This window comes from Duganella hordei (genome assembly GCF_040369125.1).
GTDB classification, from domain to species: Bacteria; Pseudomonadota; Gammaproteobacteria; order Burkholderiales; family Burkholderiaceae_D; genus Rugamonas; species Rugamonas hordei.
This window is the reverse complement of record NZ_BPWI01000015.1, coordinates 150,682-163,311: the sequence shown is the minus strand read 5'-3', so window position 1 is coordinate 163,311 and position 12,630 is coordinate 150,682. Positions and strand designations below refer to the sequence as shown.

General features: G+C 62.9%; 9 protein-coding genes and 1 rRNA gene. 8 read left to right on the top strand and 2 right to left on the bottom strand.

Annotation, left to right across the window (positions count from 1 at the left end; translation table 11 throughout):
* From rrf to ABWW33_RS26575, 3 genes are all read left to right on the top strand, one after another.
* Nucleotides 1–104: ribosomal RNA gene (gene rrf, locus ABWW33_RS26585) — 5S ribosomal RNA — on the top strand; the annotation flags it as partial.
* Between the two features lie 144 nt (nucleotides 105–248).
* Entirely contained in the window at nucleotides 249–1,625 is a 1,377-nt protein-coding gene (locus ABWW33_RS26580; RefSeq protein WP_353404443.1) for a L,D-transpeptidase Cds6 family protein, read from the top strand.
* A gap of 140 nt (nucleotides 1,626–1,765) precedes the next feature.
* Nucleotides 1,766–2,851 (top strand): L,D-transpeptidase family protein, encoded by a 1,086-nt coding sequence (locus tag ABWW33_RS26575; RefSeq protein WP_353404442.1) that lies wholly within the window; start codon nucleotides 1,766–1,768, stop codon nucleotides 2,849–2,851.
* Nucleotides 2,852–2,928: 77 nt separating this feature from the next.
* On the opposite strand, the gene ABWW33_RS26570 is transcribed toward ABWW33_RS26575, so the two are convergent.
* Nucleotides 2,929–3,474 carry an acyloxyacyl hydrolase gene (locus tag ABWW33_RS26570; RefSeq protein WP_353404441.1) on the bottom strand — a complete coding sequence of 182 codons (546 nt, stop codon included), beginning with the start codon at nucleotides 3,472–3,474 and terminating at the stop codon, nucleotides 2,929–2,931.
* 118 nt (nucleotides 3,475–3,592) lie between these two features.
* Here ABWW33_RS26570 and ABWW33_RS26565 point away from each other — a divergent pair, with 118 nt between their 5' ends.
* Entirely contained in the window at nucleotides 3,593–4,483 is an 891-nt protein-coding gene (locus ABWW33_RS26565; RefSeq protein ID WP_353404440.1) for an NAD(P)-dependent oxidoreductase, read from the top strand.
* Here ABWW33_RS26565 and ABWW33_RS26560 read toward each other — a convergent pair.
* The gene (locus ABWW33_RS26560) at nucleotides 4,480–5,673 is read right to left on the bottom strand and encodes a M20 aminoacylase family protein (protein ID WP_353404439.1); all 1,194 of its coding nucleotides are present in this window, start codon (nucleotides 5,671–5,673) and stop codon (nucleotides 4,480–4,482) included. The two genes, ABWW33_RS26565 and ABWW33_RS26560, sit on opposite strands and share 4 nt — an antisense overlap.
* A 148-nt stretch (nucleotides 5,674–5,821) precedes the next feature.
* Between ABWW33_RS26560 and ABWW33_RS26555 the strand changes: the two genes are divergently transcribed.
* From ABWW33_RS26555 to ABWW33_RS26540, 4 genes are all read left to right on the top strand, one after another.
* Complete coding sequence (locus tag ABWW33_RS26555) at nucleotides 5,822–7,900, top strand: molybdopterin-containing oxidoreductase family protein (protein ID WP_353404438.1); 2,079 nt, start codon at nucleotides 5,822–5,824, stop codon at nucleotides 7,898–7,900.
* 9 nt (nucleotides 7,901–7,909) lie between these two features.
* Nucleotides 7,910–9,037 carry an aminopeptidase gene (locus ABWW33_RS26550; RefSeq protein ID WP_176655813.1) on the top strand — a complete coding sequence of 376 codons (1,128 nt, stop codon included), beginning with the start codon at nucleotides 7,910–7,912 and terminating at the stop codon, nucleotides 9,035–9,037.
* Nucleotides 9,038–9,228: 191 nt separating this feature from the next.
* Nucleotides 9,229–10,920, top strand: a complete 1,692-nt coding sequence (locus ABWW33_RS26545) for a long-chain-fatty-acid--CoA ligase (RefSeq protein WP_176655812.1) — start codon at nucleotides 9,229–9,231, stop codon at nucleotides 10,918–10,920.
* Nucleotide 10,921: 1 nt separating this feature from the next.
* Complete coding sequence (locus ABWW33_RS26540) at nucleotides 10,922–12,592, top strand: long-chain-fatty-acid--CoA ligase (protein WP_353404437.1); 1,671 nt, start codon at nucleotides 10,922–10,924, stop codon at nucleotides 12,590–12,592.
* Nucleotides 12,593–12,630: the final 38 nt, after the last annotated feature.

The following is a 12,630-nucleotide window of genomic DNA, read 5'->3' as shown; positions in this document are numbered from 1 at the left end:
CATAGCAAGTTGGTCCCACCCCTTCCCATCCCGAACAGGACCGTGAAACAACTCTGCGCCGATGATAGTGCTGCAACCAGTGTGAAAGTAGGTTATCGTCAGGCTAGTTATATAAGAAACCCCACCAGGTGATCCTGGTGGGGTTTTTTGCTTTTGTGGTTAAAGACGCATTTAAGATACACGCTAGATTTTGATCTAAGGAAACTAAAGGTGTACCATGTGTTCTTTCGCGCTTGCTTCACACTTCAATGAAAAATAAGACAGCCCAATCCACGCTGTATCGTGCCTTGGCTACCGCCGGCATCGTAGCAAGTATCTTCACGCAAGCGCCTGCGCGCGCCGATGAGATGGCCGACGTCAGCAAACTGGCCAAGGCCGGCAAAGTCGTCGAAGCGCTGAACAAGACCAACGAATACCTGAGCAAACATCCAGCCGATCCGCAGATGCGCTTCATGAAGGGCGTGCTGCTGACCGAGCAAAACAAGTCGGACGAGGCCATCGCCATCTTCACCAGGTTGACTGAAGATTACAAGGACCTGCCGGAGCCGTATAACAACCTGGCGGTGTTGTATGCGGCCAACGGCCAGTACGACAAGGCGCGCGTTGCGCTGGAACGGGCGATCCGCACCAATCCGAGCTATATGACCGCCTACGAAAACCTGGGCGACGTGTATGGCAAGATGGCCAGCCAGGCCTACGACAAGGCGCTGGCGCTGGGTTCGAACAATGCGCCGGTCAAGTCCAAGCTGACTTTGCTGCGCAACTTCTCCAGCAGCACCGGCGCCAAGGTTGGCCTGCCGGACGCGACGGCGCCAACGCCCGCACCGGCCCCTGCTGCGCAAGTGGCGCAGGCGACGCCGCCCCGCACCGCCAGCTCGGCGCCACCGCTGATTTCGCAAATCCCTGCGGACGCCGGCAAGCAGACTACGCAGCAGCGGATCCCGGCATTGTCCGTCACGCCGCCGGCGCCAACGCCAGTGCCTGCGGCCAAGGTTGCCGCCGCGCCGACGCCAGCACCTGCTCCGATACCGGCGCCTGTTGCCGCCAAGCCGGCCGCGCCTGTTCCTGCGCCGGTGATCGCCAAAGTCGAACCGTCGAAGCCGGCACCGGTGCCGGCTCCGGTGGTGGCCAAGGCCGAGCCGGTCAAACCTGCTCCGACGCCTGTGCCGGCCAAACCAGTGCCTGCGCCGGTGGTAGCCCAGGTCGAACCGGCCAAACCGGCCAAGATCGAGCCGCCCAAACCAGTCAAGCCTGAACCGGAAAAAGCCGCCAAGCCGGACACTGCCGAACGCGACGCGGTGCTGGCCCAAGTGAATGGCTGGGCCAAGGCCTGGGCCTCGCAAAACGTCGATTCCTACCTGGGTTACTACAGCCACGAGTTCGAGCCGCCCAAGGGCTTGTCGCGCAAGGCGTGGGCCGATGAGCGCCGCGCCCGCATCGAAGGCAAGGGCCGCATCCGCGTGGAAGTGGGCGGACCGGAAGTGGTTGTGAATGGCAATACGGCGAAAGTTACCTTCCGCCAGACCTATGAATCGGATCGTTTGACCGCCAAAAGCCGGAAGACGCTCGTGCTGATCAAAAATAGTGGAAAATGGCAGATCAAGCAGGAGTCCTCGGGTAGCTGATGTCACACTTTAGATTTTCGCAACACTGGCGTGCAAGGAGTTTGTTGTGCGTAGCCCTTCTGAGCGTATTGGGAGGAGAGGTCAGCTACGCCGCAAAAAAGCCGGTACGGGCTGCTGCCCGTAAAGCCAACCCTGAGGACATGCTCTCTGATATCTACAAAGAGCTGTCCCAGCACAACCTGCGCGTCGCCCAGCAGAAGGCCGATGCGCTGGTCGTTGCCTATCCCAATTTCCGCCTCGGCCACCTGGTGCGCGGCGATATCCTGCTGATGCATACCCGCGCGGTGACCACGATAGGCGCCGCCGCACCGCAAGGAACCGACTCCAAACTGGCCGACCTGCGGCGCGAGGCCGCGGTGCGCATGCAGGCCGAGCCTGGCCGTCCATCGTCGGCGCTGGTGCCGCGCGCGCTGCTGCAGATGCGCAAGGACCAGAGACACGCGCTGATCGTCGACGCCAAGCACTCGCGCCTTTACCTGTATGAAAACCGCAACGACCAGATCCGGTTGCTGTCGGACTTCTACGTCAGCCAGGGCAAGCTGGGCATTCATAAGCTGAAGGAAGGCGATATGCGCACGCCGGTGGGCGTGTACTACATCATCGGCCATCTGCCGGGAATCAAGCTGCCTGACATGTACGGCAAGGGCGCGTTGCCGCTGGACTATCCGAACGACTGGGACAAGGTGCAGGGCCGCAGCGGTTCCGGCATCTGGGTGCACGGCACGCCGCCGGAAACCTTCAGCCGTCCGCCGCTGTCGACCGACGGTTGCGTGGTGGTCAGCAATGATGATTTGAATACGCTGACCCGGACCGTGGAAATCGGCAAGACGCCGATCCTGATCGGCGATCAGGTCGAGTTCGTCAGCAAGGAACAGATGGAGCGCGACCTGCTGGTCGCCAGTTCGCTGGTGGAGAGCTGGCGCCGCGATGTCGAGAACCGCGACGACGCCAGCCTGCGCGCGCTGTATTCGGCGCGCTTCAAGTCGGCGGCCGACGAGGATGTGAATGCCTGGCTGGACAAGAATCGCTTCCTGCCGGGTGCGAAGAAGATCAGCGTGACGGTCACCGAGCCGAGCTTCTTCCGCCAGCCCAGCCAGGAAGAGGTCATCGTCAGCAGCTTCACGCAGCAGATCGTGGTCGGCAAATACCGCCACGCGGTGCGCAAGAAGCAGTACTGGGCCAAGGAAGGCAAGAACTGGAAGATTGTGGCTGAATCGAACGTGTAAAAAAGCGGGGGTCAGTTCCGGCAATCTGCCACGCGTGGCAGATTGCCGGAACTGACCCCCGCTTTTTTACACATGCATCAGAAGTGGTAGGCCGCTTTGACGACGATGAAGTTCACGCCGGTGTTCGGCTTTTTGTAGCCGCCGTTCGAGAAGTGCTGCACCTTGGCGCCGATTTCCCAGTTGTTGTCGACCACATAGCCGATGCCGATGTGGTCGCCGAACTGGAAGTGGGTCGACAAGCGATAGGTGTCGTTGTCATACAGCTCGGACAGGCGGTGCACGCCGATGCCGCCTTCGTAGTAAATACCCTTCTTGTTATCATTTTCCCAGCGGAAGACCGGGTCCAGGCCGATGTCCCACAGGCTCTTGGAGCGGCCGGAAACGTTCTGGTACTGGTTCTGTTTCCAGAAGCCGGCGGTCAGGTCCCAGTAGCCGCTCAGGTGCGTGCCGTTGGATTGGAACCAGCGGGCGCTCCAGTCTTTTTGCACGCTGATGCGGGTCATCTGGACCTTGGCGGCGTTGCCATAGTCGACCGACACGGAATCGATCAGTTTGTCTTCGGCGTAAGCTGCCTGGGCCAGCAGCAGAGCGGCTGCAGCCGCCATCATTTTTTTAGCGAACATAGTATCCTTGCAAGGTTTGTGCTGTATTTCTCACTAATACGGCTGCCGAGATTGTACCGGGGTTCCAAAAATAATTCCGGAGGCGGCCGTTTTGACTATTTCAGGAGTTGGAGTATCTATGCGTATCGCCTTTCTGGGTATCGGCTTGATGGGAGACCCGATGGTACGCCGCTTGCTGGCGGCGGGCTACCCCGTGACGGTCTGGAACCGCACTTTTTCCAAGGCGCAGGCGCTGGCCGGCGCCGGCGCGCAGGCCTCCGCTCAGCTGGACGAGGCGGTGCGCGGCGCCGACATCGTGATCTCGATGCTGGAAGCCGGCCCCATCGTCGGCGGCGTGATGCAGGACGCCTTGCCGGCGCTGGCGCCGCGCGCGCTGTGGATAGACATGAGCTCGACGCGGCAATCGGAGGCGCAGGAATTCCACGCGCTGCTGACGGCGCAGGGCCGGCGTTTTGTCGACGCGCCGGTGTCCGGCGGCGTGGGCGGCGCGGCGGCGGGCACGCTGGCCATCATGGCGGGCGGCAGCGCCGAGGATTTCGCCGAGGCGGAACCGGTGCTGTCGGCGATGGGCCGGCCTACGCTGGTCGGCCCGGCCGGCAGCGGACAGGTGGCCAAGCTGTGCAACCAGCTGATCGTCGGCGCCACCATCAACATCGTGGCCGAGGCCATGCTGCTGGCGCAGGCGGCAGGCGCCGATCCGGCGGCGATGCGGGCGGCGATACGCGGCGGCTTCGCCGAAAGCAAGATCCTCGACGTGCACGGCCAGCGCATGCTGGAGCGTAATTTCGTCGCCGGCGGGCAGGTGAAGACGCAGCTGAAAGACCAGCGCAACATCCTGGCCGCGGCAGAGGCGGCCGGCATCACCTTGCCGGTGACCCAGCTGGTGACCGAGCGCTACCAGTCGCTGGTGGAGACCGTCCCGCAGGCCGACCACTCGGCGGCGCTGCTGGGACTGGAAGCCTTGAATCCGGGGCAGCGCGTCGGCACCGCCCCCGATAAATTGGCTTAGGCCATCGGCAAGCTCTGTTCGGCCAGGCGCACCCAGAAGCTGGCGCCGATCGGCAGCAGGTGGTCGTTGAAGTCGTAGCTGCCGTTGTGCAGCACGCACGGACCGAGGCCGTGGCCCCCGTCGCGGTGGTCGCCCTCGCCGTTGCCGATGAAGACGTAGCAGCCCAGCTTGGCCTGCAGGAAGAAGGCGAAATCCTCCGCGCCCATGGTCGGTTCGACATTGTCGTCGACGTTGTCCGCGCCGACCACCGATTTCATCACCTCGACCGCGAACTTCGTTTCGGCGGCGTGGTTGACCAGCGGCGGGTAATTGCGGCGGAACGTGAAATCGACTTCGGCGCCGAACGCGGCCGCCGTGTGCCTGGCGATCTCGCCCATGCGTTGCTCGATCATGTCCAGCACCGGCTGCGTGAAGGTGCGCACCGTGCCGACCAGCTCGGCCTCGTCGGGGATCACGTTGGTGGCGCTGCCGGCATGGATTTGCGTGATCGACAGCACGGCCGTGTCCAGCGGGCTCTTCTGGCGGCTGATGATGGTCTGCCAGCTTTGCGCGATCTGCACCGCCACCATCACCGGATCGATGCCCTTGTGCGGCTGGGCCGCGTGCGCGCCCTTGCCTTTGACGGTGACGTAGAACTCGTTGCTGGAGGCCATCATCGGTCCCTCGACCACGCTCATGGTGCCGACCGGCGCGCCCGGCCAGTTGTGCATGCCGTAGATCGCATCCATCGGGCATTGCTCGAACAGGCCGTCCTCGATCATGCGCCGCGCGCCCGCGCCGCCTTCTTCCGCCGGCTGGAAAATGAGATACACCGTGCCGTCGAAATTGCGGTGCTCGGCCAGGTGCCTGGCGGCGCCCAGCAGCATCGCGGTGTGGCCGTCGTGGCCGCAGGCGTGCATCTTGCCGGGATGGCGCGAGGCATGGGCGAAGGTGTTCACCTCCTGCATCGGCAGCGCGTCCATGTCGGCGCGCAGGCCGATGGCGCGCGTGGAGCTGCCGTTCTTGATGATGCCGACCACGCCCGTCAGGCCCAGGCCGCGAATGACGGGGATGCCCCATTCGCTCAGCTTGTCGGCCACCACGTCCGAGGTGCGTTTTTCTTCGTAGCACAGCTCTGGATGGGCGTGCAGGTCACGCCGGATTTGCTGGATTTCCGATTGAAATGCAATGATGGGTTCAACTAATTTCATCTGCTTCTCCAATGTAGGGTTCGCCTGCCTTTTGAGCAGCGAGAACAGCCATTGTAGCCCTTGTCAGCCAAACAAATCCAGAGCGGACGGAATGGTCGCCTAATCGTTTACCATACTGCTTTCAGTGTACGCTTTTTGGACTTTTGACATGACAACGACACAAGTTCGCGCGGTCTGCCCGCACGATTGTCCCGATACCTGCGCCCTGCTGGTGACCGTGGAGGACGGCGTCGCCACCGCCGTCAAGGGCGACCCTGATCATCCGACCACCGCCGGCGTGCTGTGCACCAAGGTGGCGCGCTATACCGAGCGCACCTATCACGAGGACCGTTTGCTGTACCCGCTGCGCCGCGTCGGCAAAAAGGGCGAGGGCAAGTTCGAGCGCATCAGCTGGGACGAGGCGCTGCAGGCCATCGCAGCGCGGCTCAAGCCGCTGGCCGAGCGCGCGCCGCAAGCGATCCTGCCGTACAGCTATTGCGGCACGATGGGGCTGCTGCAGGGCGAATCGATGTCTTCACGTTTCTTCCACAAGATCGGCGCCTCGCTGCTGGACCGCACCATCTGCGCGACGGCCGGCTTTACCGGCTACAAGTACACCATCGGCGGCTCGGTCGGCATCGACATGGAGCAGTTCCAGCATGCCAAGCTGATCCTGATCTGGGGCGGCAATCCGATCGCCTCCAACCTGCATTTCTGGACCCGCGCGCAAGAGGCCAAGCGCAACGGCGCCAAGCTGATCGCCATCGACCCCTACCGCTCGCTGACGGCGGAGAAGTGTCACCAGCACATCGCGCTGCTGCCTGGCACCGACGCCGCGCTGGCGCTGGGCATGATGCATGTGCTGATCGCCGAGGACCTGCTCGACCACGACTACATCGCCAATTACACGCTGGGCTTCGAGCAGCTGAAGGCGCGCGCGGCGGAATGGACGCCGGAACGCACCGCCGACACCTGCGGCATCACGGTGGCGGAAGTGGTCGACCTGGCGCGCCTGTACGGCAGCATGGCCAGGGCCGGCGAGCCGGTGGCGATCCGCACCAACTACGGCGTGCAACGGGTGCGCGGCGGCGGCATGTCGGTGCGTAACATGGCCTGCCTGCCGGCGCTGGTGGGCGCGTGGCGCCATCCGGCCGGCGGCATCCAGCTGTCGTCCAGCGGCTCGTTCCCGACCAACAAGGCGGCGCTGCAGCGGCCGGACCTGCTGACGCAGCTGCCGCGCACCATCAACATGACCACCATCGGCGACGACTTGCTGCGCCCATCCTCGCCGGAGTTCGGCCCGCAGGTGGAGGCGGTGATCGTCTACAACGCCAACCCGCTGGCGATCGCGCCGGATTCGTCGAAGGTGATGGCCGGCTTCGCGCGCGAGGATCTGTTCACCGTGGTGCTGGAGCACTTCCAGACCGACACCGTGGACTATGCCGACATCGTGCTGCCCGCCACCACGCAGCTGGAGCACGTCGACGCGCACACCTCCTACGGTCACCTGTACATGATGGCCAACAACGCCGCCATCGCGCCGATGGGCGAGGCCAAGGCCAACACCGAAATCTTCCGCCTGCTGGCGGCGGCGATGGGCTACGACGATCCCTGCTTCAAGGACAGCGACGACGAACTGGCGGCCATCGCCTTCAACGCGCAGGACGCGCGCGCCATCCACTTCGACTGGGAATCGCTGAAGCGCAAAGGCTGGCAAAAACTCAACATGCCGGAGGCGCCGTTCGCGCGGGGCGGCTTCCCTACGCCGTCCGGCAGGTGCGAGTTTTATTCGGCCGCGATGGAGGCCGACGGACTCGATCCGTTGCCCACGTATTTGCCGCCGTACGAATCGGTGGCGAGCAACCCGGAACTGGCAAAACGCTATCCACTGGCGATGATTTCTCCGCCCGCCCGCAACTTCCTCAACTCCACCTTCGTCAACGTCAAGAGCCTGCGTTCGGCGGAGGGCGAGCCGCACCTGGACATCCATCCTGACGACAGCGCTTCGCGCGGCATCGTCGACGGCGACATGGTGCGCATCTTCAATGACCGCGGCACCTTCATCGCCAAGGCGCGCGTGACGGACAAGGCCCGCGCCGGTCTTGTTGTCGGCTTGTCAGTGTGGTGGAAAAAGCTCGGGCGGGATGGTAAAAACGCCAATGAGGTTACCAGCCAACAGTTAACCGATATGGGCCGCGCACCAACTTTTTACGATACACTGGTACAAGTCGAAAGAGTCGCTGCTTGAAGGTAATGTATGCGCAATTTAGCCCGCCGGATCGTCCGCGCCAGGTACTGGTTGGCGGCGGCATGTGCAGCACTTCTGCTGGCGGGTTGCGCGCAACTGAAGTACTACATGCAGGCCGCGCAAGGCCAGTACGCATTGTGGTCGGACGCCCGTCCGATTGACGACTGGCTGGGCGATCCGTCCACCGATCCCCAGCTCAAGGCCCGCCTGGAAAAAGCCCTGTTGATACGCAAGTTCGCGGTCCGGGAACTGGGCCTGCCCGACAACGCCAGCTACAAGAACTACGCGGCGCTGTCGCGGCCCTTCGTGCTGTGGAACGTGGTGGCGACGCCGGAACTGTCGCTGCGGCCGATCCAGTGGTGCTTCCCTATCGCCGGCTGCGTCAGCTACCGCGGCTACTACAGCAAGGAAGACGCGATGGCCTATGCCGACGAATTGCGCAAGGAAGGCAACGACGTCCAGGTGGGCGGCGTGCCCGCGTATTCCACGCTGGGCTGGTTCAGCGACCCGCTGCTGTCGACCTTCATCAACTATTCGGACGCCGAACTGGCGCGCATGGTGTTCCACGAACTGGCGCACCAGGTGGTGTACGTGCAGGGCGATTCGCAATTCAACGAAGGCTTCGCCACGGCGGTGGAGGAGGCCGGCGTGGCGCGCTGGCTGGAGCTGTACGGCACCGATCCAATGCGCGAGGCTTATACGCGCTACAACGCCCGCCGCCAGGATTTCCTGGCGCTGCTGGTCGCCCACCGCAAGATGCTGGCCGACCTGTACGCCGGCAAAACCAGCACCCGCCACAAGCGCGCGGAAAAGCTGCGCATCTTCGCCCATCTGAAAACCGACTACCAGAAGCTCAAGGACAGCTGGGGCGGTTATGCCGGCTACGACCGCTGGTTTGCCGAGCCGCTGACCAACGCCCACCTCAGCGCGGTGGGAACTTACCACGATTATTTGCCCGCCTTTCGCACGTTGTTAAAGCAAGAACGAACGTTCGTGCGATTTTATGCTGCAGTGCAAAATTTAGCATCTCTTGATCTAGTTCAACGCCAGCAGCAGTTGCAACAACTGGGCCGCCCGGTAATGCTCAATGCAGAGACCAGCAAGGAGCCGGCGGCCGCCCCGGAAGGCACACATTGATGTTGCGACGCAACATAAAAAGCCGTTAGAAGCCGCATTCAAATATGGTTAAATGCGCTTGCGTCCGAGCTTGCTGCCCGATAGCATCGTAACAAGTAAGCTCCGGTAACTCGCGCAGACGACACCCCCGACGCTGAACCGGCACTGTGCGCCGGACCATACAACGATAATATTGAGACACGAGGCACAGGATGGAAAAAATCTGGTTGAAGTCGTACCCTCCCGGCATGCTGACCGACATCGATCCCGGCCAATACGGTTCGCTGGTGCAGCTGCTGGAAGAGTCGTTCCACAAGTTCGCGGACCGCAACGCCTACGTCTGCATGGACAAGTTCCTCACCTATGCCGAAGTGGACGCCTATTCCAAGCGCCTGGGCGCCTGGCTGCAAAGCCGCGGCATGAAAAAGGGCGCGCGGGTCGCCATCATGATGCCGAACGTGCTGCAGTATCCGATCGCGATCGCCGCGATCCTGCGCGCCGGCTACACGGTGGTCAACATCAACCCGCTGTACACGCCGCGCGAGCTGGAGCACCAGCTCAACGATTCGGGCAGCGAAGCCATCCTCATCCTGGAAAATTTTGCCACCACCCTGGAACAGGTGCTGGGGCGCACGCAGGTCAAGCACATCGTCGTGGCCAGCATGGGCGAGATGCTCGGCGGCCTGAAGGGCATGCTGGTCAATTTCGTGGTGCGCAGCGTCAAGAAGATGGTGCCGCCGTTCTCGCTGCCGAACGCGGTGCGCTTCAAGGATGCGCTGTCGCAGGGCGGCGCGATGAAGCTGACGCCGGTGGCGCTGCAGCCCACCGATCCGGCCTTCCTGCAGTACACCGGCGGCACCACAGGCGTGTCCAAGGGCGCGACGCTGACGCACCGCAACGTGGTCGCCAACCTGCTGCAAAGCGAGGCCTGGTCGGCGCCGGCGCTGGGCGGCGTGACCGAACAGACCACCATCGTGTGCGCGCTGCCGCTGTACCACATCTTCGCGCTGACCTGCTGCGCGATGTGGGGCACCCGCGTGGGCGCGCTCAACATCCTGATTCCGAACCCGCGCGACATCGGCGGCTTCATCAAGGAACTGGCCAAGTACAAGTTCAACATGCTGCCGGCGGTGAACACGCTGTACAACGCGCTGCTGAACCATCCGCAATTCGGCAACCTGGATTTCTCGGGGCTGAAGATCTGCAACGGCGGCGGCATGGCCGTGCAGCAGTCGGTCAACGACAAGTGGCTGAAGGTCACCGGCGTGTCCATCATCGAAGGCTACGGCTTGTCCGAGACGTCGCCGGTGGCCACCTGCAACCGCGCCGACAGCACCGCCTTCAGCGGCACCATCGGCTTGCCGGTGCCGTCGACCGATATCGCCATACTCGATGATGACGGCAACGAGGTGGCGCTGGGCCAGCCGGGCGAGATCGCTATCCGCGGTCCGCAGGTGATGGCCGGCTACTGGAACCGTCCGGACGAAACCGCCAAGGTCATGACGGCCGACGGCTATTTCAAATCGGGCGACGTGGGCGTGATGGACGAGCGCGGCTACGTGAAGATCGTCGACCGCAAGAAGGACATGATCCTGGTGTCGGGCTTCAACGTCTATCCGAACGAGCTGGAGGGCGTGATCGCCGCCCACCCCGGCGTGCTCGAATGCGCCTGCATCGGCGTGCCGGACGAGCATTCGGGCGAGGCGGTCAAGGTGTTCGTCGTGCGCAAGGATCCGAACCTGACCACCGAGCAGCTGATGGCCTATTGCAAAGAACAATTTACCGGCTATAAGAAGCCGAAATATATCGAGTTCCGCGAGGAGCTACCCAAAACCAATGTCGGGAAAATCCTGCGGCGCATGCTGCGCGATGAACCACCCGGCCAGAACCAGAAAGCTGCATAAGATGGAAAAGATTTGGCTGAAGTCCTACCCCGAAGGCGTCCCCGCGGAAATCGACAGCACGCAGTACCGCTCGGTGACCCACCTGCTGGAGGAATCCTTCCGCAAGTATGCCGACCGCAACGCCTACGTCTGCATGGACAAGTTCCTGACCTACGGCGAGCTGGACAAGCTGTCGCTGCAGATGGGCGCCTGGCTGCAAAGCAAGGGCCTGCAGCCGGGCGCGCGCGTGGCGATCATGCTGCCCAACGTGCTGCAATATCCGGTGGCGATGGCGGCCATCCTGCGCGCCGGCTACACGGTGGTCAACGTCAATCCGCTGTACACGCCGCGCGAGCTGCAGCACCAGCTGGTCGACTCGGGATCGGAAGCGATCATCGTGCTGGAAAACTTTGCCACCACGGTGCAGCAGGTGGTCGCGCAGACCCAGGTCAAGCATGTGATCGTCGCCACCATGGGCGACATGCTGGGCGGATTGAAAGGCATGCTGGTCAACCTGGTGGTGCGCAAGGTAAAGAAGATGGTGCCGGCGTTTTCGCTGCCGGGTTCGGTGTCGTTCAAGCAGGTGCTGGCCGAAGGTGCGCGCCTGACGCTGCAGCCGGTCAAGCAGGGCCATGACGACATCGCCTTCCTGCAATACACCGGCGGCACCACCGGCGTGTCGAAAGGCGCCGTGCTGCTGCACCGTAACATCATCGCCAACGTGCTGCAGAACGAAGCGTGGCTGCAGTTCAAGCAGCAGAAGGAGCAGCTGGTGTTTGTGTGCGCGCTGCCGCTGTACCACATCTATTCGCTGACCATCAGCGCCTTCATGGGCATGCGCATGGGCGGGCTGAACCTGCTGGTGCCGAATCCCCGCGACATCCCGGGCTTCGTCAAGGAACTGGCCAAGTACCGCGTCGCCGTGTTCCCGGCGGTGAACACGCTGTACAACGCGCTGCTCAATAACCCCGAGTTCGCCAAACTGGACTTCTCGTCCTACTCGGTCTGCAACGGCGGCGGCATGGCCGTGCAGCAGGCGGTGGCGGACCGCTGGCTGAAGCTGACCGGCACGCCGATCATCGAAGGCTACGGCATGTCGGAAACGTCGCCGGTGGCCACCGCCAACCGCGTCGACATCAAGGAATTCACCGGCACCATCGGCCTGCCGATTCCGTCGACCGAGGTGTGCATCCTGGACGACGACGGCAACGTGCTGCCGCTGGGTTCGACCGGCGAGATCGCCATCCGCGGCCCGCAGGTGATGGCCGGCTACTGGAACCGTCCGGACGAGACCGCCAAATCGATGACGGCCGACGGCTTCTTCAAGACCGGCGACGTCGGCATCATGAACGAGCAGGGCTTCACCCGCATCGTCGACCGCAAGAAGGACATGATCATCGTGTCCGGCTTCAACGTGTATCCGAACGAAGTGGAGGGCGTGGTGGCGTCGCATCCGGGCGTGCTGGAAGTGGCGTGCATCGGGGTGCCGGACAAGAATTCCGGCGAGGCCGTCAAGCTGTTCGTGGTGCGCAAGGATCCGAACCTGACCGCCGAGCAGATATTGGAGTTCTGCAAGCACGAGCTGACCGCGTATAAAAAGCCGAAGTACATCGAATTCCGCGACGAGCTGCCGAAGACCAACGTCGGCAAGATCCTGCGCCGCCAGCTGCGCGACGAAAAAGTCGCCGCGTAAGGCAAAAAAATCGCCTGCTGAGCCAGGCGATTTTTTTA